This is a genomic window from Streptomyces sp. NPDC059169, assembly GCF_042755225.1.
GTDB lineage: Bacteria > Actinomycetota > Actinomycetes > Streptomycetales > Streptomycetaceae > Streptomyces.
In genome coordinates this window covers 100530-124962 of record NZ_JBHZCF010000003.1, presented here as the reverse complement: position 1 = coordinate 124962, position 24433 = coordinate 100530, and the positions used below count along the sequence as shown (strand labels likewise).

17 protein-coding genes are annotated in these 24433 nt (G+C 71.3%); 7 read left to right on the top strand and 10 right to left on the bottom strand.

Going from position 1 to position 24433, the window contains the following annotated elements:
- Positions 1-154: 154 nt before the first annotated feature.
- The 8 genes from ACFXOM_RS06800 to ACFXOM_RS06765 all read right to left on the bottom strand — a co-directional run bounded on the left by ACFXOM_RS06800 (position 155) and on the right by ACFXOM_RS06765 (position 12756).
- Positions 155-1486, bottom strand: coding sequence for an aldehyde dehydrogenase family protein (locus tag ACFXOM_RS06800; RefSeq protein WP_385037425.1), 1332 nt, complete (start codon positions 1484-1486; stop codon positions 155-157).
- Between the two features lie 301 nt (positions 1487-1787).
- Entirely contained in the window at positions 1788-3290 is a 1503-nt protein-coding gene (locus ACFXOM_RS06795) for an MFS transporter (RefSeq protein WP_384927880.1), read from the bottom strand.
- Positions 3291-3750: 460 nt separating this feature from the next.
- The gene (locus ACFXOM_RS06790) at positions 3751-4200 is read right to left on the bottom strand and encodes a hypothetical protein (RefSeq protein ID WP_384947339.1); all 450 of its coding nucleotides are present in this window, start codon (positions 4198-4200) and stop codon (positions 3751-3753) included.
- A 394-nt stretch (positions 4201-4594) separates the two neighbouring features.
- Positions 4595-6055 carry a hypothetical protein gene (locus ACFXOM_RS06785; RefSeq protein ID WP_385037213.1) on the bottom strand — a complete coding sequence of 487 codons (1461 nt, stop codon included), beginning with the start codon at positions 6053-6055 and terminating at the stop codon, positions 4595-4597.
- A gap of 280 nt (positions 6056-6335) precedes the next feature.
- On the bottom strand, positions 6336-7187 hold the full coding sequence (locus tag ACFXOM_RS06780; protein ID WP_384927873.1) for a hypothetical protein: 852 nt from the start codon (positions 7185-7187) through the stop codon (positions 6336-6338).
- The gene (locus ACFXOM_RS06775; protein WP_384927871.1) at positions 7181-8002 is read right to left on the bottom strand and encodes a VWA domain-containing protein; all 822 of its coding nucleotides are present in this window, start codon (positions 8000-8002) and stop codon (positions 7181-7183) included. Before ACFXOM_RS06775 ends, ACFXOM_RS06780 begins: the two co-directional genes overlap by 7 nt.
- A gap of 47 nt (positions 8003-8049) precedes the next feature.
- On the bottom strand, positions 8050-10662 hold the full coding sequence (locus tag ACFXOM_RS06770; protein WP_385037210.1) for a PQQ-binding-like beta-propeller repeat protein: 2613 nt from the start codon (positions 10660-10662) through the stop codon (positions 8050-8052).
- A gap of 114 nt (positions 10663-10776) precedes the next feature.
- On the bottom strand, positions 10777-12756 hold the full coding sequence (locus tag ACFXOM_RS06765; RefSeq protein WP_385037208.1) for a PQQ-binding-like beta-propeller repeat protein: 1980 nt from the start codon (positions 12754-12756) through the stop codon (positions 10777-10779).
- 373 nt (positions 12757-13129) lie between these two features.
- On the opposite strand from ACFXOM_RS06765, the gene ACFXOM_RS06760 reads away from it, so the two are divergent.
- A complete protein-coding gene (locus tag ACFXOM_RS06760) occupies positions 13130-13732 on the top strand; it encodes a GNAT family N-acetyltransferase (RefSeq protein ID WP_385037205.1) in 603 nt (200 codons plus the stop codon).
- Positions 13733-13929: 197 nt separating this feature from the next.
- On the opposite strand, the gene ACFXOM_RS06755 is transcribed toward ACFXOM_RS06760, so the two are convergent.
- On the bottom strand, positions 13930-14670 hold the full coding sequence (locus ACFXOM_RS06755; protein ID WP_385037202.1) for an NIPSNAP family protein: 741 nt from the start codon (positions 14668-14670) through the stop codon (positions 13930-13932).
- A gap of 127 nt (positions 14671-14797) precedes the next feature.
- Here ACFXOM_RS06755 and ACFXOM_RS06750 point away from each other — a divergent pair, with 127 nt between their 5' ends.
- A complete protein-coding gene (locus ACFXOM_RS06750; RefSeq protein WP_385037199.1) occupies positions 14798-15811 on the top strand; it encodes a helix-turn-helix transcriptional regulator in 1014 nt (337 codons plus the stop codon).
- Positions 15812-16066: 255 nt separating this feature from the next.
- Positions 16067-16570 (top strand): GNAT family N-acetyltransferase, encoded by a 504-nt coding sequence (locus tag ACFXOM_RS06745; RefSeq protein ID WP_384947354.1) that lies wholly within the window; start codon positions 16067-16069, stop codon positions 16568-16570.
- Positions 16571-17586: 1016 nt separating this feature from the next.
- Here ACFXOM_RS06745 and ACFXOM_RS06740 read toward each other — a convergent pair.
- The gene (locus ACFXOM_RS06740; protein WP_384947356.1) at positions 17587-18063 is read right to left on the bottom strand and encodes a hypothetical protein; all 477 of its coding nucleotides are present in this window, start codon (positions 18061-18063) and stop codon (positions 17587-17589) included.
- A 275-nt stretch (positions 18064-18338) separates the two neighbouring features.
- Here ACFXOM_RS06740 and ACFXOM_RS06735 point away from each other — a divergent pair, with 275 nt between their 5' ends.
- The 4 genes from ACFXOM_RS06735 (at position 18339) to ACFXOM_RS06720 (ending at position 23913) form a co-directional block, all read left to right on the top strand.
- The gene (locus ACFXOM_RS06735; protein ID WP_385037197.1) at positions 18339-21608 is read left to right on the top strand and encodes an ATP-binding protein; all 3270 of its coding nucleotides are present in this window, start codon (positions 18339-18341) and stop codon (positions 21606-21608) included.
- 176 nt (positions 21609-21784) lie between these two features.
- Positions 21785-22018 carry a hypothetical protein gene (locus ACFXOM_RS06730; protein ID WP_384927843.1) on the top strand — a complete coding sequence of 78 codons (234 nt, stop codon included), beginning with the start codon at positions 21785-21787 and terminating at the stop codon, positions 22016-22018.
- 63 nt (positions 22019-22081) lie between these two features.
- Complete coding sequence (locus ACFXOM_RS06725; RefSeq protein WP_384927840.1) at positions 22082-22723, top strand: TetR/AcrR family transcriptional regulator; 642 nt, start codon at positions 22082-22084, stop codon at positions 22721-22723.
- Positions 22720-23913, top strand: a complete 1194-nt coding sequence (locus tag ACFXOM_RS06720) for an FAD-dependent oxidoreductase (RefSeq protein ID WP_384947361.1) — start codon at positions 22720-22722, stop codon at positions 23911-23913. Before ACFXOM_RS06725 ends, ACFXOM_RS06720 begins: the two co-directional genes overlap by 4 nt.
- The last annotated feature ends 520 nt before the right edge of the window (positions 23914-24433 follow it).

Here is a 24433-nt window from a genome sequence, read left to right as displayed (position 1 = left end):
CACCGACCCAACGATGCGTGAGGCCACGGTCTTCCGCACCGGAACGACGGGCAGGGACGGTTCGAGAGCCTGACGGTCCGAACGGTACCGCGAGGTGGACCGGCCAACCGGGGCGACGGGGGCTCGGCTCTGCTCGGCGCGCGGAAGCCCCCGGCTAGCGGAGCCCCGCCAGGTGGTCGGCGACCGCCTTGGAGATCAACAGCGGCTCGGTGTGCCGGACTCCTTGGATGCTCGCGTAGTTGGCCCGGACGCCCGTGCCGCCGAAGGGCTCGTTGCCGTTCTCCATGTCGAGCAGGGTCTCGTTCACGCTGACCATGTGACGCGAGCGCAGCATCCGGACCAGATCGGGGTCGTCGCCGTAGACCGTCGCCCCCAACGCCCGCTCCTCGAAGTACTGGTGGTTGAGCGTCGACCTCAGCCACTCCTCGCTGCTGTACGGCACCACGTCGAAGATCGGCGCGAACAACTCCGTGGGGCGGGCCTTGCTCTCCGGCGGCCGCAGCAGGACTGTGGGGGTCAGATGCGTCTCGGTCAGATCGGCCTGGCCCCCGACCAGCACATGCCGGCGATTGTCGACGAGGTGGCTGAGAGCCGTTTCGAAGGCGTCGAGGTAGTGCATGGAACCGTAGTCGGCCGTGGGGTCGTCGTGGCTACCGTGCTTGAGGGCCCGAACCCGCTCGGCCAGAAGCGTGCAGAACTCGGACTCGACCGACGCGTGGACGAAGAAGACGTCGGGCCCGAAGCAGTCCTGGCCGGAATTGATCATACGCGCCGCTATGGCGCCGTCCACGGACCTGTCGACGTCCGCCTCAGGCGTCACCACGAACGGATTGATGCCCTGGCCGAAATAGAGGAACAGTTTCTCCTTGCCGATCTTACGGCGTATGCACTCGGCATTGTCGAAGCCTCCCGTGAAGGCGAGCACATCGGCCTGCGCCGCTTCGCCCTCCAGGAACTCCCGCTGTCCGGCGGCACAGTATTCGACGGGCAGACCGTGGACGGTACCGGCGAGCTCATGGAGTGCCTGTGTCTGGCTCCTGATACGGCCCGAGGGTCGGAAGACCACTCGTTCGGTGTACAGAGAGGGAATGAGCACGTTCATCACGTAGCCGTAGAGCGGGATGTTCGACGGCATGAAGACGGCGAGCTGCCCGATTCCAGGCGGCTGAAAGCGAAGCACCTCGTCCCTGGCGCCGTCCAGCGCTGCGAGGGACGCTTCGATTTCTTCGGCAGCCGTCCGGTGGTTGGACGACTCGGAAAGGATGCGGAGGAATTCCTCGCGCTGGCTTTCGATCAGAAGGGCGACCTTCTCGAGGTACTCCAGCCGGTGGGCGAAGGGAATCTCGTACCCCGCGGAATCGTGAGCGGTCTTCATCACAGCATCAAGTCCTTCCTCAGTCGTGAGCTGCCCTGCGCTGTGCCTCTGCCGGAGGCATTCGGGGCCGCTGGCGCGGCGCCGTTCTCCCGCGGTCAGCGCGGTGAGCACCTCGGCCTGCACTCACCAGGCTCCCCGGCACGAGAACCTCGCGGCACCACCGATCGGTCCTCTCTCAGGGCGACAACGCTGTCCCCCCTCTGGCCCACGCCGGGAGGGGCGAGGATCACGAGCTTGGTGTCGAGGGAGCCGTACAGCAGGCGAACCTGAAGGCGGTGGAGTGCCTCGCGGATGACCGGTGCGCCCGAGACGACGGTCTCGCCGCCCCCTCGGCGGCGGTCAGCGCGCGGCTGCGGGCCGCCTCAAGCCCGGCGGTGATCACCGGATCGTCCGGGGCGTCGTTCTCAGCCCGTCAATGTGCAGCCTTCGCCTCGAAGCCCCGAGGCATCAGCAACACCACGCACACGGTCAGCAACGCCATGATGCCGGCCGAGACGTACGAGGTGGTGATCAGCGCAGCGTCGAAGGCGGCGCGCGCCGAGTCCATCACCTCTCCTCCGTAGGCGTCGTGGAACTCCCGGGCACCACCGATCGACCCACGTGCCAGGGGAGGCCAGTCGGCCATGTGGGCGGTGTAGGCGGCGCCGTGGACGGAGCCGAGCAACGCGACACCCAGAGCGACCCCGAGTTCGTAGCTCGATTCGGACACCGCCCCCGCCTGACCTGCGCGCCGCTCGGGAACGGCCGCCACCAGGGTGGAGACGGCGGCGGTGATCGCTAGCCCGTCGCCGATCCCGAAGGTCACCAGGGCGATGGCCACCGGGCCGTACGACACGGGCGTGGGCGCGATCGCGAGCAGGGAGAAGCCAGCTACCAGGCCGCACAGTCCCAACGCCATCACCGCCCGCACCCCGATGCGCTCCGTCAGCCACGAGCAGACCAGTGCACTGACGATCATCGCGCCCGCGGCGGGTACGGTGCGCAGGCCGGCCTGGAACGGTGAGTAGTTTTGTACGTACTGCAGCCACAGCGACAGCAGGAACAGCGCGGCACCGATGGCCAGCATCGCGAGGAACGTGGTGAGCGCGGCCGCAGTGAAGGCGCGCTTCTTGAAGAGCCGCACGTCCAACAACGGATCGGGGTGTCCCAGCTGGCGACGGGCGAACCAGCCCAGCGTCAGGACACTGACGGCGAGCACGACCGCCCCCGGGTCCGCCAAGCCTCCTTTGAAGACCGCCTTGATTCCCCAGGCGAGTGTCACGACGCCGATCACCGAGAGCAGGGCGCTGAGCCAGTCGAGCTTCCCGCTGTGAGGGTGCTTGACCTCGGGTAGCAGCCGGATGCCGGCGACAACGGTGATCACGACGACGGGGACATTGATCCAGAACGCGGCGGTCCACCCGTATGCCTCGATCAGCAGGCCACCGACCAGGGGGCCGATGGCGGCACCGGCCCCCGCCACCGCCGTCCAGATCCCGATGGCCAGCGCGCGTTCCTTGTCGTCCGTGAAGATGTTCCGGATCAGTGACAACGTGGATGGCATGACCATCGCCCCGCCGACTCCGAGCAGGGCCCTGCCAGCGATCAGTTGCCATGGGCTGTCGGCCGTGGCGGAGGCAGCCGAGGCGACGCCGAAGAGAACGAAGCCGATCAAGAACAGGCGTTTGCGTCCGAGGCGGTCCCCGACGGAGCTGGTGGTGATCAGCAGACCGCCCAGGACGAGCCCGTAGACGTCGATGATCCACAGCTGCTGCAGGGGGGTGGGACGCAGGTCGTCGATGAGCGAAGGCAGGGCGACGTTGAGGATCGTGGCGTCCATGCCGACGAGCAGCAGGCTCGCGCACAGTGCGGCGAGCATGGCCCAGCGGCGCGATGCGGGCGCCCTTTCCTGTGCACCACTGCGCGTGTCGGCCACGGTTCCGCGTCTCCTCACCGTTCGCCGGGACTGACTGAGACCCTGCCCAGGGGGCGGTTGGTGTCACTGTGACACGGAACGTCACCCCGGACGGGCTGAACCGCCCCGATACGAAACGGCCCCCTGCTCCCGCTCACGGCAGGCCGGGATTCCCGGCAGCACTGGGAGCCCTCGGCGGGCGGCGGCACCGCCGGCTGGCCATCCGTCTCGTGTCGCTGCCGATCTCAGGGAAGTCGAGTCCCGGGACGGTCGGTGCCCGTCGCGGAGCCGACATCGGCGCCGGGGGCGTCGGTGATTCCAGCCGACGATCGGTGCGTCAGTGGCATGGCGCCGACGAGGAGACGTGTGCCGGACCGATGGTGCACGGTCCGGCACACGTTGGCGGGGACGAGTCCCGTACGTCGCCTTCTGCTCGGTTCCGCCGCGGGAAGGGCCTTGGCGGTGAGCTCGGCGGCGACCCTCAGGCCTTGGCCCTGAGCTCGGCTGCGGCCTTCAGGTCAGGTGATTCCGCAACGGCACTCGACGGAGCTGCGATCTTCGCTGCGGGTGCTTCCGCAACGGCCACCTTCAGGGTGGGTACCTCCGCAACGGCTATCGGCGGGCGGGCGATCTTCGCTGCGGGTGATTCCGCAACGGCACTCGACGGAGCTGCGATCTTCGCTGCGGGTGCTTCCGCAACGGCGATCTTCGCGACGGGTGATTCCGCAACGGCTATCGGCGACGTGGCAATCTTCGCGACGGGTGATTCCGCAACGGCTATCGGCGACGCGGCGATCTTCGCTGCGGGTACCTCCGCAACGGCACCCGAAGCGAGTTCCGGCTTCTCCTGCGCTCCGGCGACGGCCGCACCGGTGAGAGTGAGCGTCCCGGCGGCAACGGTGGTCAGGACGGACTTGGCGATGATGTTCATGGCAAGGTTCCTCTCTCGTGGGTGGCGGGACGGCGCCCCAGGTCCTCATCCCCGGCGGGGCCGTCCCTGTGCTCTCCACGCTAGGAAGTGCAGCGCGCCGCCGTGATCCACTGAGTGGGCCCTGCGGCGGAGGAACCGTGTACTCCGCACGGGGGACACGTGTTGTCCCCCGGCGGACGTGCTGCTGCGGCGCGGTCCCGCCACCGTGGCGCGGGACGTGGGGGTGCGAGGGGCCGCTGAGGAAGGTCCCGCGGCGTCGGAAGGAGACTCGGAAGCCGATGGGGATCCCGCTGCCGAACCGGGTGCTGGATGTCCTCGCGGTCGAGGTCGCACCGGTCGCTCGGTGACCGCCGGGGGTTCCGGTCGCCGGGTCTGGACACCAGCCGGAGCGCCCTCATTCCCGGCCACTGCGCGATTCCTGCTCGAGCACGTGCTGCTGCAACCACTCCGCCCCCACCGGTGGGGCCTCGGGCCATTTCCAACTCACACCGCCGACGGCGATGACGGCCGTCAAGGCAAGCGCCAACGCCCTGGTGGGCAGGAGCCGTCGTTTCCCCGGGCCGGAACCGGGGGGAGCCGGCGGTCGCCGGACGGGGCCTGTCGGCGGGCGCCGGCCCGGTCCCGGGGCTCGTGCGCCCGCACCGACGGGACCGGGCTCCCTGCCCGTGCGTTGTGCCGACTGGTCGACGGGGGCGAAGGGCCGGTACGGGTTCGGGCAGTACGGGCGAGCCGGCCGGAACGGCGGGACGGGTGGCGAGCCGGGTTCCGGGGGTGGTGCACGGAAGGCCGTAGGCTCCGGGCGGGGAGCCGGCGCACCCGGCGGAAACATCCGGGGGTGTCCGACCGGTCCACGCCCCGCCTCCGGTTCCCTCACGCCCTCCGGCTCCTGTACGGGCCGTGGCTCCCGCATCACCCCGGGCTCCCGGGCCCGTGCGGGGGCCCCGTACGGCTCGGGCTCCCGCACGTCGTCGGACTTCTGCTGCGCCGCCCGGTACGACGGCGCGGCGGAGGCCAGCCGTCGCGCCGTCGCGAGGGCGTCCAGATCGAGGAAGGGCCGTTGGTGCGTGGCTTGTTCGGTCGCCAGCCGCCACCCCATCGCCGTCAGGAACGGTTGGGGATCCGCCACCTCTGCCAACGGCTCCAGGTCAGGCAGTGCCGCCGCCGGCGAACCGAGCATGCCGCAGAGCCGTTGCGCGGTGCCCCGCACACGGTCGTTCGGATGTCCCAGGAGCCGCTTCCACCGCTGCGATTCGTTCGGGTTGCGCAGGTCGGTCCGGGAGAGCAACAGGTGGTCGCCTCCGGGGCGGTGCAACTCCGCCCACAGTTCCGGGGCTTCGCCGAGCATCACCAGCGCGCTGTGGATGACGTGCGAGGGAAACCGGTCGCGGTGCATCGCCGCGGCTCCGTCCGGGGACGGGAGTCCGGCCCCCGCCGGCGACGAGTCCGCGATGAACGTGCCGGTGCGGACGAGGGAGAGCCGGTCGACGGTGCTGGTGCCGTCCCCAGCACCCTGCTCGTCCTCCCGTGGGAGCCGGAAGTCCGGGTGGCCGTCCTCGTGTCGAGGCACGTCCTGGAAGTCCGGCACCGTCATCGCGTCGTAGTCGACGAAACGGAAAGCACCGTCCGGCACGACCAGTACGTTGCCGCTCTGGAGGTCTCCGTGCCCGATGCCGCGGCGGTGCATCGCGTACACCGCGTCCGTGAATTCCCGCGCCGCACGCTTGAACCGAGGCTTCAGGTCCGGCGGGTCATCGTGAAACAGTTCGTCGATCCATCGCGTGAGCCGCTGTCCGTCGATCCACTCCATGAGCAGGACCGGCCACCAGGTGCCCGCCACGAACAGGCCCCGGTCCACGTAGTGCACCTCGGCCCGCCAGGAGTCGTGTACGGATGCCAGGCAGTCGCTGACCCGTTGGTAGCGCGTGCGGCGGTCCGGTTCGTCCCGCAGGAAGCACTTCAGGGCCCAGTCCCGGCCGTCCTCCGGATCCTCCCGAAGCTGCCGCCGTCCGCCCCGGGCTGACCGTCGGCTCCGAGCCTGGGCACGGCGCGCTTCAACCGCGGGTCCTCGGCGAACATGGCGAGTTTGGCCACCGTGTTCTGGTACGACGACAGGGTCGGTCGTGGCGCGCCGGGCGTCAGCACGGCAGGCACTCCGCGCGCAGCACCGTGATGTCGTCGTCCTGGAGCCGGCGGCCCTCCCGTTCGACGCGGACCCACTCGGTGAAGGCGGACGGGTCCGCACCGCACAGTTCGTCGAGTACGGGCCAGGGCCGCTCGCCCGGAAGGCGCCGCAGGCACCAACGCGCGAGGGCGTCGGTCACCAGGTAGAAGACGTCCCCGGCGGCCCAGGTACCGTGGTGCGTCGAGGCTTGCCGTGGTCCTTCCTCGCCCGGGGCGGCAGAGACGAGGTCCGGCCGGCGGCGCAGGGACTGGGGGAGGGCCGGGACGGTCGCCAGTAGTTCGCCGCCGCGCACGTGGAACAGGCAGCTGTCGCCGACCGACACCGCGTACCACGGCCCCGTCGGCTCGCCCGGGTGGGGGAGTGGCGGCCCGCTGCTCCCGTCGGGGCTCTCGTGTTCGAGAGCCGGCGGTTCGAGGCCGTCCCACAACAGGATGCCGAGCGCGGTCGCCGAAGGTCCCTTGACCATGCGGTCGTGGAGGAGCCAGCGCACCGTGTCGGACCGGCCCACTTCCTCCAGCCACTTCCGCCGACGGGCAGGCCAGCGCAGCGATGCGCGTGCGGTGACCCGCGCGAAGGCCTGCGGGTCCCAGAAAGCACGGCCGGGCGCCGCACACAGGTCCTGCACGAGTTGCTGCGCCCACCAACCGCTGTCGGCCGAAGCGCTCGCCCCGTCCGCGACGGCGAGGCGCACCTCGCCGCACGACTGGTCGAACGGGGAGGACCGCGGCGCCGCCGCGTCCTCCGTCGAGGACGGGGCGAGCCCCGACTTGGGCGCCTGCCGCAGGTGCCCGCGGACCCTCAGCACGACGGCGTTCCCACGTTGAGGAAGAGCATGACGGAAGCCATGCTCGCGTTGAACACGAAGCCTCGGGCACCGGGGCCGACCGGGAGCCCCAGGTCCGCCGCCGTTTCCCTCATGTCCGGGGGCAGCTCGTCCGACATGGCGAACAGCTTGGCGCCCATCGGCGGAAGACCGGCGTCGGAGCTGGGGTAGTGGGTGGGTACGGCGAACTCGGACGAGATGTGCAAGTTGAACAGCAGGGTGCGACCGTCGTGGGTGCCGAGGGAGCGGAGCTGCTGGGCGGGCCCCTCCGGGTCGCCGTCCGTGGATTCTCCGTCGGTGAGGTTCAGCACGATCGGGGGGAAGCTCTTGGGATGGTCGTCCACCCAGCGGTCGAGGATCCCGTGGGCGTAGCGGAGCGCCGCACACATGGGCGTCGGGCCCTGAGCCGCGGCCTCCAGCCAGATGGGCACGTCGGACACGTGGGTGGTGACGCTTCCGTCCGGCAGCTGGTCGGTGCGGCGGAACTGAACGCTGCGGATCCGGCCGTGGGCCAGCGCACTCGTCGGGACGAGGCCGCGCCCGGCAAGCGGACCACCGAGCGCCGGGCCGACGGTTGCCCCGTACCCGATGACGGAGACGTGGAAGAAGTCCCAGATCTCGTCGATGCCCCGGCTGCAGCTCATCACCAGTTCGCGGAGCATGGAGTTGATGGCGTCGGCAACCGCTATCTGCTTGGACTGGGCGGCACTGGGCATCGACTCGCGCATCGAGCTCGACTGGTCGATGAGGAAGACGATGCAGGCGGGGTTCGCCCGGCTGATCTCTGCGTCGTACACGGGGGACCTTCCCTTTCCGTAGCGGGTTCGTTCGGTGTTGCGGAGCGTCAGCCGGCCGTGCCGTAGGCGAGCAGGACGCCGTTCGCGAGGGATACGTACAGACGGCCGTGTGCCGCGACCGGGGCGGCGGATTGCAGTCCCCCGACGTCCCACGGATCCAGCGGCCGGCCGTCGTCCAGGCTCAGCCGCCACACGTGTTCGGCCACGGCCACGTGGACGACGCCGTCCTGCACGGCGACTGCGGTACTGCCGTCCCCGTCCGACGCCGTGTGCCAACGACCGAGGCCGTCCGCCGCGTCGAGCGCGCAGACGGTGCCTGCGTGGTCGGTCGTCAACAGCACGTCCCCGTGGTGCACCGGAGGGGCGGTGAGACCGGATCGGTGGCCGGCACCGACCCAAACGGGTTCGTCCCTGTCCCACCGGTGGCACCGCAATCGGCCGTCGGCGCCGCCCACACAGACCCCGTGGCCCGGATTGGCCACCGGTGTGCAGCCGGCGGCGTCCCACGGGAGGGCCGGGCGCAGCCTGTCGTCGCTCCGCACGTCCACTCCCACCAGGCCGCTGCGTCCGGTCGCCACCCAGAGCACCTCGCCGTCCGACAGCGGTGTCGACACGACCGGTTCCCCGACGGTGATCGTCCGTGTGCCCGCGTGGGCTCCTGGCGTGAAGCCGAGCAGCGCACCGGCGCTGGTGCCCGTCCAGAGGGTGTCGTCGACGACGGCCGGGGAACCGGCACCCGGGTCTCCGGCGAGCGGCACCACCACCTCGTGCTCCCCGGTGTGGGGGTCCACGCCCGCGAGCCGGCCCTCCCGGAACGCGAACCACAACAGGCCGCCGAACACGACCGGCGGTGCCTCGGCCGTTCCTTGGAGAGGGTGCCGGTGGCCCCTGCCGGTTGCGGGGGACACCACGTGGAGGGAGGTTCCGCTGACGACGACGAGTGCGTCCTGGTGCTCCAGGGGGGCAGCGAGCAAGGACTCGCGCGTGTCGAGTCGCCACAGGCATTCGGGGCGGCCGGCGCCACCGGACGGGAGAACACGCCGGCTCCGGTCCGTCCGGCTGCCGGCGGTGTCCAGGTCGGCGGACAGCAACCGGACGGTGTGATCGCTGTCGACGCCGGAGGTGGGTGGTGTCTCCCCTGACGGGGGCTTCATCGCCGCGGTCCGTTGCCGGAGCGCCCCGGAACCGGTCGACGGCGTATGCGCGAGCGGCACGAGGGTTTCCCCGGCTGACGGCGCGCCGGCACCGGTGTGCAGGTCCGGGTCCTTGGCGGTGGGCCTGCTGCTCTCCGTCGCGGCGGTTGACGTCTCACGTGTTCCCGTCGACGGGTGTGGATCCGGCCGGGGGTGTGGGGCCACGTGCCTGCCGGCGTCCGAGGGTCCGCGCTCGGTGCCGAGGCCCTGCTCGCTGTGGCCGTCCGGGATTCCGGGCGTGGTTGCGGACGCAATCGCAGCCGGCGCCACGGGGCTCGCCGTGGTGGTGCGGTCGTCGGGGTTGTCGGACGCCTCTTCGCGGGTGATCGAGGGCCGGGACGCCGACGGACGACCTCCCGTTGCCGCTGCGACGACGCCCGTGGTTCCCGCCTCCAGAGCCAGCGGCGCCCTGCCGTTCACCAGTGCCCCCGACGGAGCCCGCGTCGCGTGGTCCAGCGCCCGCTGCACGTACTCCTCCCAGCCCAGCCTGCACGCGGAGGCACGCCTGCGCCAGACCCCGCCGCGCCCGGCAAGCCGACCCAGCCGTCCCGCTCGCGGACGTCTCCAGCCCCTCCGCCTCAGGCAACTCAGGATCAGTCGGCCCGTCGCGTAACCCCGGTCGCCGGCCCGCTCGGACACCCAGACGCGCAGCAGTTGCTGGGCGATGTCACGGTCCCGTTGCGGCTGCATGACGGCGTCGAACAGATCGCGCCCGGGGTACAGCGCGCTCCCGGTGCAGGCGTACAGGGTGACTGCCGCGGCGGCATACACATCGCTGGACGTGCGCAACCGCCCGTCGCTCCGAGCGGTTCGCAACTCGGGCGGGAGGTGGGCCGGGTCGGCCCAGACGAACGCGCCGGACGCGGACTCCTCCGGCTCGCCCTCCGACGGTCCCACCCTGTGCAACAGCCGCAGCACGTGGGCCAGGTGGACGTCCACGACGACGACCCCCTCGGCCGTCAGGAAGGCATTGGACGGCGTGAGCCCGACCAGCGACCGACCTCGGGCAGGCAACTCGGCGGCCAGGCTGCACAGTTGCGAAAGCATCGACAGCGCCGTGCCGGCTGGGAACGCTCCCACGAGCGCCACCGCGGTGCCCACGGCAACGGCACGCCTCCCGTAGCCATCGCCGTCCGGCCCGTCCGGCAGGAGCAGGTCCGTCGCCACCCAGGCGCAGCCGGCCTCCTCGTCGTGGCCCCCGGCGAACGGCGCCAGGAACGTCGCCCGCAGTGCCCGTTCCCGAGCGGAAGACCCGGGCAGCGGGGGAGTGCCGGCCAGGGTCCGCCTGATGTGATCTCCCACCTCCTTGGGGTGGCCCCAACCGGGATGGATGACCTTCACCGCCGCGGGCCGGCCGTCGGCCGCACGAGCGGCGTAGGTGCTGCCGAGCACGCCGCTGCCGAGCAGGCGCTCCAGCCGGAAGCCGCCCACGTACTCAGGCGGCGTGCGATCCGGTTCGTGGACCATCTGTCTCTCCGTAGGTTGTTCAGCGACCCAGGAGGGCCGGGTGCGGCGCGGAAGTCCTCGGGCGGCGGGGAAACGGAGCCGCACAGCCGAGCGGGGGACGTAGCCGTGGGGCGGTCAGTCGGTGCAGGGCAGGGCCAGGGCTTCCACCCGACAGTCCCAACTGCCCACGAACGCGTGCCCGTGGGCGATGAGCGGTGGTGCATGGACCACCCCGTGGGTGCGGTACACCCAGCGGGTCCTGCCGTCCGCGGTGCTCAGCGCCGTCAGGCTCCGACCGGAACCGACGTAGACGGTGCCTGCATCGATGACGGGGGTGGCGCGCAACGGGCCGGGCACGTCGGCCTTCCACCGTTCGGCGCGGCCGTGGCGGTCGTACGCACGCACCGCTCCGTCCGCGCCGCCGGCACAGACGAGCGCGTCGGTCGCGGCGGCGGCCACGGGGACGGGCGGACCGCCCGCACGCCGCCATTGGGTGCGTCGCGTTGCCACCTCCAGGGCACAGACAGTCCCGTTCGGACCGCCGAGGTAGAGCACACCGTCCGCCAGCGCGGACTCGGCGACCCAGCCGCTGTACCTGTCCAGTGCGGTCAGGGCCGTTCCGTCGCGCAACGCCAGGGCCTGCAAGGAGCCGTCCCAGGCGGACGCGTAGACGGCACCAGCGGCGACCAACGGCGCGTCGAAGATCGTGCCGCCGCACGGTCTGCTCACCCACAGCTGCTTGCCGGTGGCCGCGTCCAGGCAGTGCACCGAGCCGTCACGCGCGCCGGCGAGAACGCGGCCCGCGGCGGCCGCGGGCGTGAACACGGCGCTGTCGCCGGCCGAGTAGCGCCACTGTTCGGCACCGGTTTCCAGATCGAGAGCCCGCAGCGTGCGGTCGGAACACGATACGAACACGAGCCCGTCGGCCACGGCCGGGGTGCACTCGACCCTGGCGCCCACCTCCGTGCGCCAGAGGACCTCCCCGTCCTCGGTCGCGAGCGACCGGGCCGAGCCGCCCAGCGAGCACACGGCGACGCCGCGGGGGGTGGCGACGGGGGAGGAGAAGTAGCCGCGCCCGCCGAGGTCGTGCGTCCAGCGCAGCTCCGGCTCCCGCGGCTCGGGAGTGCCCTCGGACGGACGCACGCCGGGGGGACGCAGGGACGGTGGTCGACCGGAGGGTTCCGAGGGAGCCGGTACCAGGGCCTTCGTGCGTGCCGCGTGGTCCAGGAGGAACGGCCGGGCCGTGTCCGGCAGCCAGGTCTGCTCGGTGCCGGAGGCGGTGGGGCGGATGCCCGCCCCGGCGAGGACGTGGAGCAGTCCCTCGGCCGTCAACCGGTCTTGCGGGAGCGGCTGGACGCAATCGCGCACCACCCTGGCGAGCAGCGGTTCGAGCTCCGAGAACGCCGCATCTGGGAGACGGGCCGCCCGACCCTGCGCCGCTTCTACCAGGTCCGTCCGCTCGACCCGAGTGCCCCGCACCGCGTAGACGAGGGTGAGGCCGAGGGCGAACATGTCGCTGGAGTGGTCCGCCTCGCCTCGGACTTGCTCCGGTGCCATGAAGCCGTCGGTGCCGACCCGGACGGCCGGCCACGTGCGCGTCTGGTCGAGGTTGCGCACCACTCCGAAGTCGATCAGCCGGAGAGTGCCGTCCGCCGCGCTGAGGGTCAGGATGTTCGACGGCTTGAGATCGCGGTGCACCATCCGGTGGGTCTTCAAGCGGACCAGAATGGTGGCGAGTTCGGCGGCGAAGCGCAGCACCGTACCGGTGCGCAGCGGTCCGTGCTCCGTGACGAGGGAGCGTAGGTCCATGCCGGCGACGTACTCGGTCGCGAACCACGGTCGGCCCCGGTCCACGCCGTGGTCCAGCAACTGGAGGGTGCCGAAGGCGTCCATCCGCTGCAGCGCTGCGATTTCACCTCCGAAGAGGCGCCGGACGTAGGGGTCGCTGCGCAGCTCGTCGCGTATGGACTTGACGACTGCGAGGCTCGGGTCCGGTACCCCTGGTCGCCGGACGGTTGCCAAGTAGACCGTGGCCATACCGCCGCTGCCGAGAATGGCCAGTATTTGGTAGGGGCCCAACCTCTGCGGGTCCGTGCCCGGGCGTAATGCCCTCATTTCTTTGTGCCCCCTCCCCGTTGGTACTGGCCGGATCCTTGCCCTGAAACATGACGTTGAATCCCATCAGGGTGATTCTGAGGATGATCAGCTGGTAAGTCGTTGAACTTCCCGAAAGGAACGTTCGACGAGTGAAAGTCTCCATTCGAATGAGATGTCGAAATGAAGATGTTTTTGCGAGCGAAGTCGTGTTGGTGCCGGCGACGGCAGCCGTTCCGTAGTCCTCGTCACAACGACGGACCGGACGGGGCCGCGTCGCTGTCAGTGCCTTCAGCGCCGCCCCGGGGGCGACCGGATCGGAAATCACCGGTGGTCATCCGCCAGCCCCCGGTTATCCTGCCCCGTCCTGAACACGCCTGGGAGGTTCACCGTCATGAGCAGCAGCACGTCGCCCTTTCCCAAGCAGATCGAGCTTTCGGGGGAGGGGCTCGTTCTCCGTGACTGGACGGAGGCGGACCTGGCCGTGATGCCGGCGCTGTTCGACCACCCCGACATCGCCTACTGGACGCCGATCGTCTCCCCCTTCGACGAAGCGGCAGCCCGCGCACGGCTTGACCGGGACCGCCAACTGCGGGCGGAGGGTACGGCCGTTCTGCTGGCCATCACCGTCGATGGCGGCGCACCGCTCGGCGAGGTGATGCTGCGGCGGTCTCCCGAGGGCACGGAGATCGGTTACGCGGTGGGCCCCGCGCACCGCGGCCGGCGTTTGGCGGTGCGGGCGGTGCGGGTGATGGCCGCGTACGCCTTCGAGCAACTGGGTGCGGATCAGGTGATCTTGGAGCTGGAGGCCGAGAACGCCGCCAGCGTCGCCGTGGCCACCCAGACGGGCTTCAGGCTGCTCGATGTGCCGCCGATCACCGGTACGGAGAAGGGACGGCCGTACGTCCTGCAGACGTGGGGACTGACCCCGCCCTTGACCATCGGCGCCCACGACTTCCACGCGAAGGCACGCTCACGCCGGGCCGATGCCGTGTGAGGGACCAGCCGGTGAGCGGCGGCAATGCGGCCCGGGGGAGAAATGCCGTCACCCACGGTCTACCGACTGCGCCGCCGGGCTCCCGCAGCAGGGCCCTGAGCCCGGGTGGACCCGCCCGTTGGGCTCGAGAGGGGGAAAGCACGCCCCATCGGGCCCCGCCCGGTCCGCACATCGGGGGCGAGGTCGGATGAGGCAGGTCAGGAGAGGAGGGAGCGGCCCGTCGGCTCCAGCCGCAGTATGCGGGGTGCTCCTGTCTGTTCGCGCTCGATGCCCGGCAGGATCTCGTCACGCGCGAGGGGACATGCCCGCACGCGGGCGAGGTGCTGTCGGTGGGCACTCTCATCGGAGTACGAGGCGAAGACCGCTGCGACGTTCTCGCCGGTGCGGATCGGCAGCCTGGCGAATGTGTTGTGTGCCGTCTCGGTGGTGAGGGCGGCGAGCAGTCCGGGGCCGGTCTCGTGGAGCACCGGGAGGAGGCCGTCCCGGATCAGCGTGACGCCGTCCTGCCGCCCGGGAGGGAAGGACCACACGGTGGCGGACACGAATCGCTGCGGCGCCGGGGCCCCTACCTCGGGCCGTTGGGACGGGGAGACGGCCAAGCCACTGGCGTCCGTCAGGGGACGCAGGAGGAGGACGTCGTCGGAGTCGAGCATGGTTCCGTTGGCTTGAGGGCCGTGCTCGGCCCAGACGGGGCCGCTGTAGAAGGTCGTCAGGGCGTGGTGGCGTTGCGTCATGTCCCGGAACCCGCGCAGCCAGACGAAACGTTGGGGGTCGTCGAGGTCCCGGAACTGGCCGAGCACGACCATCCCGGCCGCTTCCTGGGTCTCGACGAATTCCCGGTCAAAAAGCTCAATGAGATCGTCGCGGCGACCGGGCCGCAGCGTGTACTGGCGAAGCTCGATCACGGCGGGAAGGTCGGCGGGGTCGGTGTGGGGCACGGCAGGCTCCTGCTCGGTTCTCTTGTCACGGGTGGGTGCCCGGCTCCGTCGGTCGGAGCCGGGCACCCACCGACCGTACGAGAGCCGTGTGCCAGGTCCTGTCAGGGTTTCCGGGGAGAATGCGCCCATGTCTGCCAGTCGACTGCTGTCGGTCCTCCTGTTGTTGCAATCCCGAGGCCGCGTGTCCGCACGGGGACTTGCCGACGAACTGGGGGTGTCGGTGCGTACCGCCTACCGGGACTTGGCACGTCTGCAAGCCGCCGGGGTGCCGCTCTATGCGGAACAGGGGCGTGGAGGCGGCTATCAGCTGGTCGACGGCTATCGCACCCGCCTGACCGGGATGAGTGAGGGAGAAGCGCGGGCGCTCTTCTTCGCCGGGCTGCGCGGCCCCGCAGCCGACCTGGGACTCGCGACGGAGGTGACGGCGGCGTGGCTGAAGCTGCTGGCCGCGCTGCCGACGGCACTGCGCGACGAGGCGACGCAGATCGCAGCGGTGTTCCACCTGGATGCTCCGGCCTGGTACCGGGAGCACGAACAGAGCCCGTATCTCACCCTGTTGGCCGATGCCGTGCTGTCCCAGCGTGCGGTGGACGTGCGTTACCGCCGCTGGCGCGCACCGCAAGAGGTGCGTCGCCGACTTCGCCCCTACGGTCTGGTACTCAAGTCCGGTGCCTGGTACCTCGTGGCCGCGGCGGAGACGCGGATCGCGACCTACCGCGTCACCCAGGTCCTCGAGGCCGTGCTGAGCGACGAGCGGTTCACCCGGCCGCAGGACTTCGACCTCGCAACCCATTGGGCCTCCTATCTCGACGCGTTCCAGACGCGCCGCTACACCGGCACGGCCACCATCCGTCTGTCTCCGCGGGGACGTCGCCGTCTGCCCGACAACGTTCCTTCGGAGGTGGTGCGGGCAGTCGACTCCACCGCGACCGCCGTCGGCGACGGCGGATGGATCGAAGCGGTCATCCCGACCGAGAGCACGGAGCACGCCCGTGGCGAGTTGCTGCGGCTCGGCGTCGACGTCGAAGTCGTCGCGCCGCCCGAATTGCGGCGAGCCATGGCCGACACGGTGGGCATGCTCGCCAGAGCCTACGGATCGGTTTGCGCGGCCCGGGGGACCGGCTCCGTCAGCGAGGAATGAACAGACGGAAGCCCGGCACAGCACGAGCAGGTGGGACGGCCGGGTGCCGCTACACCTCGCGTGGGCCCGACGAGGCGGACGCGCAGGTTGTGCGGGGCCGACTCGGCCGGGCGAATGACGATGTCGGATTCGGTGTGGGCCCGTCGTCGGGGACGGGCTCCTCGCCGGACGCACCTGGGCGTCGGGATGACCGACCTCGTTCGCGTGACCGCAATTGACTTGCCGTCGCCCGGGGGGACGTGCAAGGTCTGGATCATGCTTGAACTGCGCATCGTGGCATCGAACGACTGGTCCCTTTGGCGGGAGTTGCGACTGGCGGCGCTCGCCGAGGCCCCCCATGCGTTCGGGTCGACCCTGGCCGAGTGGCAAGGCCCCGGTGATCGGGAGGAACGCTGGCGTGCTCGGCTGGCGATTCCTGACGCGCGCAATCTCGTCGCATTCCTCGACGGCCTTCCGGTGGGCATGGTCAGCGGAGTTCCGGGCGAGGACGCAGCGGACGTCGAGTTGATCTCGATGTGGGTCAGACCTGGGGCTCGGGGCCGAGGCGTGGGTGACTACCTGATCCGGGCGGTCGAGCGGTGGGGTGCGGATCGCGGTGCCAGGACGCTGCGTCTGTCCGTGATGACGGACAACAGCACCGCGGTCGCGCTCTACGAGAGGCACGGATTCACTTTCACCGACCGGGGAGCGCCCGGCGATCATCTTTCCGACGGCGGTCACAGGGAACGGATCCTGGTGAAGAGTCTGACCACGGGTTGATCCCCGCGCGTGAGCGTGGTGGGGTCTCCTGGCTCTCCGGCCGCCGGAGTCCCCTTGCAGCAGGGTGCGCCCCGCCATCGTCACGTCGCAGGTGCCGGAACCGGAAGCGACTGCACGGTGCACCCGGCCGGCCGCGCCGGCCAACGCCCCGTGTGGCCGCGACGCGCAGCCGCACGGGGTGCCGCCCGGTGTCGGGAGCGCGGCCGACCGCCCTGCGAAACGGGCACGGTACCGACTACGTCGCTCGACACTGCCGTCGGCCACGGGCACGCTCATTGCGCCGCTCGGTGTCCTTCCGTGTCCGTCGCGGCTGCGTCCCCGTCTGCGCCGCCCGTCGGCGAGGGATCCGAGGAGCCGGAAGAGCCCGGGGAGTCCGAGGAGTTCGGAGAGTCCGAGGTTTCCGAGGAACCCGGGGAGTGGGAGGAGCTCGAGGTTTCCGAGGTGTCCGGGGACCCCGAGGTGTCCGGGGGGACCTGGGGGGACGATTCCGTTTCGGTCGGGTGCGGGCCCGCTGCCACGGTGAGCGGCACGGTGGCACCCTGGGGGACCCGCTCGTCCGCGGCCGGGTCCAGCCACTGCCTGCACGGCGACCTTGGCGACGACCTTGGCGCGTCCGCAGCCGGTGGCCATGACGGTGAGGGCGACCAGGGTCGCAGCAACGGCGACAGCCGTCCGCCTGATTCTCCGTAGGCTGTTCATGTCCCATTTCCTTTCACACGAGGTCGGTTCAGCGAGTTGGTCGGGCCTGCCAGCCGTTGGGACGGCGTGGTCAGCGGGGCCGCGCGGGGAGTCATCCGGCACGGCGTCGTCGATGCGGGGGCGTTCGTCGACGTGGGGGCGCTCCGCACCGGGCGCGGGCAGTCCGTCGCCCAAGCGCACGAGGTCGTCGTGCCGGCCGGCGTCATGAGCCGCGGTGAGGCGGACGGCTCCGTCCTCGCCGAGGGCGGTGCGGAAGGGCCGGACCGGTCGGCGGGGCGGCTTGGCGGTCCAGGTGCCGCGGACCGGCACGCCGGTTGTCAGGCGGGTCGCGCTGGGCGGTCGTTGACCCGGCCGGCGTGGTCACGGGTCGTGGCACCGTCCGCGTACGGCGGACAGACGAGGGACGCGTGGGTGCGACGGGCGCCGTAGCCGTCCTGCTCCACGGCCCGGCGGAGCCGTGCCGGCCTGCCGAGCGGCCCGGGTCGTCGGGCCGACGACCCCGCGACGGGCCGCATCCTCCGGCGGCAGGGGAAGCCCAGGACATGAGCCCGGGCTTGGGCCTGGCCGAGGAAGGGACCGGTGACCACCTGTTCCGGGTGGCCGGTGCTCCTCGGGGCCGACCGCAGGGAACGCACGCGGTTCCGGCCGTCGATCGGGTCGTGCCGGTCGTGGAGGGAGGTCAAGCGGACGGTGGCCGCGGGCACGGCGGTCCGGGCAGGTGGCGGGGGAGAGGACGAGTCCGGCTGGCAGGCCGTTGCGGCCAGGGCCAGGAGCACGACGGCCGTAACGGCCACAGGACGTGGATGCGAGCGAGCGTGCATGTGCTTCTCCCCGGTGAATTGACGCCGTGTTGGTTGCGGAACGGCTCTTCGCGTTGCCGGTCCGCGCTGCATCCGGCCGGTGCTGCGGAAGGCGGTCCGAGCGGCCGGTGCACGCCGATTGACGCAGCCGGTGCGCGGCGGTTGGTGGCGGTTCGACCATTGCCGGGGTGTTGCTGCTGGTGAAGGGCCTATGGTGGTTTTCCGGTCCGGTCCGGTCCGGACACTGCAGCCTGCTGGGGGGCGGGGAAATGGGGGAGGCGGAGCCGACACCGCGGCGGGTGATCGCCGACCGGCTGGGCGAACTGCTCGGACTGACGGTCGATCTTCCGATCAAGAGCGCGGTGGCCGAGGCCAACCGACGACGTCCCGACGCGCGCGGGCGGCCGATCTCCGGGCGGCGGGTCAGCGACTGGAAGCAGGGGCGGCACCTGCCCGAATCCGAAGTGGCCTTCTTGGTCCTGGTCCGGGTGTTGCTCGAGCACTGCCGCGGCCGACGGATCCCTGCCGACAGGGTCAGTGCGGGACTGCTGGACGAGGAGCAGTGGCGGCACTGGCTGCGGGCCGCCCGCGCCTCCCCGCCCGACCCCCCGGCCCGCCCGTCCACCGCACAGGACCAGCGGGCCGAGCGGGCGCCGTCCGGCCGGGGGCAACGGGAGCCCGACCGGGCTGCCGCTGCCCTGCCCACCCACGATCGCGGCGAACGCCCGGATCCGCCGGGTGCTGTCGATCGGACGGACGCCGGTCGGGGGCCGTCCGGTGAGGTGCAGGCCGACGGCGCCGGCTCGTGCAGATTGTCCGGAGCACCAGCGCGTCCACGGAACCGTGCTCCGCAGGACCCCGTCGTGCGTACCTACGGAGCACTGTCGGGGCGGGACGGTTTCGTCGGACGCGCGACCGAACTCGCGGCCCTCGCGGACCGGATCAGCGCTGCGGCGCGCGGCACCGGATCCGTGGTGCTGCTCGCGGGCCCGGCGGGCATCGGCAAGAGCACCCTTGCGGCCGAGGCGCTGCGCCGCTACGCCGATACCGCAAGCTTCACCGTCGTACGAGGCCATTGCCCCAGGGACGCGGCAGCGCCACCACTGTGGCCCTGGCAGCGAGTGCTGCGTCTTGCGGGTGTCGCCTCCGGGTCGCCGGCGCGGCGCACTGCACCGATGACGGGAGCCAGGACCGCGGCCGGGCAACAGCCGTGGGGTGCCACGGACCCGGCCGCAGCGGCAGCGGCACGGTTCTTGGAGTTGGCCGCGATGACGGAGGCGCTGGCGGTGGCAGCGTCCGAACGCCCGCTGGTCGTTCTGTTGGAGGACCTGCACTGGGCCGACACCGCCAGCCTCGACCTGCTGCGGCAGGTGACCAGCGAGGCGGACGAGTGCGGGTTGTTCGTGATCGGCACTTTCCGGGAGCCGGGGCCCGAAGAAGCCGCCGGAGCGTTCGCGGACCTGGGCCGCTACGGCGCTGCAGTGCTGCGGCTGGAGCCGTTCACCCGGGAGGAGGTCGCGCAGTGCGTCGGCGAGCCGAATGCGGCGGAGTCGTACCGGCGTTCGGGCGGACTGCCGCTGCTCGTTACGGCACTGCGCACGCAGGCAACCGACCTCAGCACCATCGTCAGCGGCATGTTGACCGGGCTCACCACGGAGGAGCGGGACGTCGTGCGTGCCGCCGCCGTGCTTGGCGAACGGCTGGACGCCGCTCAGCTTGCGCCGGTCCTCCCGGAGTTGGGCGAGACCGTCGTTGCCCGGTCATTGGCCGTGGCCTGGCACGCCGGCGTCCTCACCGCGACGGAGACCACCGGCGCCGGACGTACCTACCGCTTCACCCACGATCTGGTCCGCGACGAGGTGCTCGGTCGAACTACCCCTGCCGCCGCCCGCGCCCTCCATCGAGCCGCCGCCCGCGCCCTGGAGCAGGCCGGAGACGCAACCCAGGCGGCCCGCATCGCGGCGCACTGGCGACGGGCCGGTAAGGAGCCAGGCCACCGCACCGCCGCCGCCCAATGGTCCCGGACCGCCGCGGGCCAGGCTCGCGAACGACACGCCTACGCCGATGCCGCCCGGCACATGGCGGACGCCGTCGCCGTCCTCGCCCACACGGACCCGCAGCGCCCCGCAGCGCTCGTCGCGTTGGCCCGCGCCGAGTACCTTGCCGGGCACTACGACGCCAGCCTGCGCTACTGCACCGAAGCGGCCGAGGCGGCGAACGCAGCCGGCCAGCCCGCCCTACTCGCGGAGGCCGCCCTGGTGCTTCAGGGCGTGACCTTTCCACAGGCCTCGCGGTCGATCAGCCGACTGTGCAGGGCTGCGCTGGCCGTCGAGGACCTGCCGAGCGCCGTGCGTTCCCGGCTGCTCGCGCAGCTGGCCACCGCTTCCGCCGATCTCGGCTCGCTCGAGCTCGCGGCCGAACACGCCCGCGCCGCCCTCGTTCTGGCCGAGGCAACCGGTGACCTGCGGGCCGAGATCGACGCGGCTCGAGCCAGGGAGATGACCTTGGCCCACCCGGGCGACAGTGCCGAACGACTGCGCCTGGGCGACCTGACCGTGTCCGGCGCCGAGCGACTCGGCGACCCGCTCGCCGCGGTGCTGGGCCACGAATGGCGTATCCAAGCCGGGTACCTGATGGGTCGGCTGGACCTGGTGGACGATGCGATCCGCGGCATCGAGGCGATCGCGGCCCGTTCCGTGCTGCCCCTGACCCGCTGGCACCTGATGCGCGTCAGCGCCGCTCGGGCCGCGCAGGAAGGACAGTTCGCCGTTGCCCGCCGCCACAACCAGGAGGCCGTCGAAATCGCCCTGGCCAGTGGGGACCAGACCGCGATCGCCATGAACCACGTGTTGTGCCAGCAGTTGGCCCTGGTTCGCGGCGACGCCGGGGAAATGCCCGAGGAGATGTGGCGCGCCCTGGACCAGGCGCCGAGACAGCCCCTGCTCCTGTCCGTGCGGGCGCGGGCGCTGTTGCTCAGCGGGCGGTTGGACGAGGCGCGGGATGCCTATGACCAGCTGCGCCCGCTGCTGCCGATCCCGATGACGAACCCGACGTGGCCGGCGGTGCTGGTGCACCTGGTCGACCTGATCGTGCTGACAGGTGATGCCGAGGCCGCGCGGCTGGTGTACGACCAGCTCGCGTTGTTCCGGCCGTACCCGGGATCGTTCGGCACGCCCACGGCCTACTTCTCCGGTACGGTCAGTCGCGAACTCGGCCGCCTTGCCCTGACTGCCGGCCGTCCGGCGCAGGCCGACGAGCTCTTGCGCGAGGCTCTGGTCCGCAACCGGTTCCTCGGCGCGCGACCGTACGTGGCGCTGACCTGCCTGGACCTCGCTGCCGTGCAACGGGACCGGGGCGCCCTGACGGAGGCGGCAGCCCTCGCCGGGGAAGCACTGGCCATCGCCGATCAGCTCGACCAGCCCGGCCCGTCTGCCGCTGCCGTGTGCCTTATCGGCGAGATCGCCGCCCTGCGGGCCGGCTCCGACCCGCCGGCTCCGCGCACGCACGAGGTGGGCGTCACCTCCCGCGACGCGCAGTAGCTGGCCGAGGCCTTCCAGGGCGGCGGCAAGGCACTGACGGCGCTGTCCGTCGCCCTGCGGACCGCGCAGACCAAGGACGGCGTCGGCCGGGGCGAGTTGCGCGACGCCCGCGCCCAGCTCGGCGACAAGGACGGCCTCGTCGACGACCGGTACGAGGCGACGAGGAGGACCTCCGTTTGCGGGCCCGCCCGCTGACCTCCTACGGCATCGACGGCGTACGCGCGTCGGCGTCCGCCGACGCCGACGACGTTGCCCGCGTCGCGGCCCACGACCTCAACACGTTCGCCGCCGAGGCCCGCGCCGGCAGGGTGGCACCGGAACTGACCATCGGCGACCGCCTCGCCCTCACCGACACCAGCTGTATCGGAGGCGACGCCGAACTGGACGAGCGTCCGGGAGGGCGATGGTGAACGTCCGAGCCCGTTCGAGCCGTCCACTTGTCTGCGATTGAACGTTCGTTTAGTCTATTGAACATGTGTTCAGCGATCAGAGGTGACGACGATCGGACGAGTCGGGCCGTGATGCGCGACGAGGCCCTGGGGCTCTTCGCGGAGTCGGGACCGGACGCGGTGTCCGTGCGGCAGATCGCGCAAGCGGCCGGGGTGTCGCCGGGGCTCGTGCTGCACCACTTCGGTTCGAAGGACGGGCTGCGGCAGGAAGTCGACCGGCATGTGCTGTCCGTCTTCGAGGCGGTCCTCAGCGAGGTGGCGGTCCAGGGCCCGGAGGGCGAGTCCGCGGAGGGTCTGGCCCACGGCCTCGGAGCGGCCGTACTGCGCCATCTCCCTGAAGACTCGCCGATCCCCGCCTACTTGGGGCGGCTGCTGCTGTCGGGAGCCGACGCCGGCCGGATCCTGTTCCGTCGGCTCTTCGAACTCAGCCGGCGCACCCTGGAGGAGATGGAGGGGGCCGGTCAGGCGGTGCGCGGTCGGGACCCGCAAGTGCGGGCAGCGTTCCTCCTGGTCAACGACCTTGCGCTGCTGATTCTGCGTCCGCGGCTGGCTGAGGTCCTCGGGATCGATCCGCTCTCCGCCGCGGGCCTCGAACGCTGGGCGTCGGAAGTACTGGCCATCTACGGCGGGGGACTGACCGCCGAGAGAACGGGTGATACGGCATGAAGGCAGTGATCTGCGGGGCGGGTATCGCGGGACTTGCCCTGGCGCATCGACTGGACGCGCTGGGCTGGGACGTGGTGGTGCTGGAGAAGGCTCCCGGCCCCCGAACTCAGGGCTACATGGTCGACTTCTTCGGACCCGGGTACGACGCGGCCGAGGCCATGGGCCTCATGCCGGCGCTGAAGGAGTTGGCGTACCGGATCGACGAGGCCAGCTTCGTCGACGACCACGGACACCGCCGCGCGGGCCTGGACTACGCCCGCTTCTCCCGTGCCATCGGTGGGAGGCTGCTGAGCATCATGCGGCCGGACCTGGAACAGGCGCTGCGCGAGGCCCTTCCGGCAGCGGTGGACCTCCGCTTCGGCACCGGCCCGGCCGGGATCGAGGAGAGCCCCGCGGGGGTCCGGGTGACCCTCGTCGACGGAACCGTCGAGCAGGCCGACCTACTGGTCGGTGCCGACGGCGTGCACTCCACGGTGCGGAGGCTCGTCTTCGGCGACGAGGCGTCCTACCTGCAGTACCGGGGGTTCCACACGGCCGCCTACGTCTTCGACGACGCGGAAATCTTCGAGCAGGTGCGGGGCCGGTTCTGCCTGACGGACACCGTCGACCGCCAGATGGGGCTCTACGGCCTGCGCGACGGGCGCGTCGCGGCGTTCGGCGTGCACCGAGCCGAGAGCGGCGAACTGCCCCGCGACGTCCGGGAGGCGGTGCGCCACGCCTACCAGGGACTGGGCTGGGTCGTCCCGCGAGCCCTGCAGGAGTGCCCCCCGCCCAGCGAGGTGTACTACGACCAGGTGGCCCAGATCGTGATGGACCGTTGGAGCAGTGGACGCACCGTGCTGGTCGGGGACGCCGCCTATGCCGTATCCCTCCTCGCGGGCCAGGGCGCGTCACTCGGGGTGGCGGGCGCGTACGTGCTGGCCGAGGAGCTCGGGCGGGCGTCGTCGGTGGAATGCGGGCTAGCCTCGTACGAGGAGCGGTGGCGTCCCGTGGCCGAGGAGAAGCAGAAGTCCGGCCGCGCGGCGGCCGAATGGTTCCTGCCGGGTTCCACCTCGCGCCTGCGCGTCAGGCGGGCGGCGATGCGGCTGTCAGGATTCCCTGGAGTGGGGCGCCTGGTGGCGCGCTCCCTGTCCGGCAAGCCTGCGGTCCTCGCCCGCGAGGCGGCGGCGGGCGGCGGCGGGCGACCGTAGCGGGTCTGTCGAACGAGTGGTGCAGCTGTGGTGGTTGGAGCTGCCGGCGGGGCGCTGAGGGTCGGGCCGTCGAAGGTGGTCACATCGTTCAGGATGGTCTTCCAGGGGAGCGAAGCGGGCTGCTGAGGAGCCGTAGGGGCCGTGGCGAGTCCCCGGCAGACATGGGTCGTGGACGTGGAGCCCAGGAGGCTGGTACCCGTGGCGGCGATCACTGGTGGGGTATCCACGACATGATCGACACGGGGCCGACGGGCACCGCGAAGCCTCGTCTCGAACGCTCATCATCCGAACATCCTGCACGAGGCAGTTCCGCCGAACGCTTCTGCTACTCATCCGGGTTGAGCCGGTGAAGATCGGCCTCGGCGACGCTGGCGATGAACTTGAGGCGTTCCTCTTCCTCGCCGCCGGATCTGCTTCGCCCTCACGGCGTCGTCGTCATTCCTGCCCAAGGGGCACTCCTCGGCAACTCAGCACGCCGTGAAAGGTGTTGCTGTCTTCAAGGCTGCCGTTGTGGCCACTC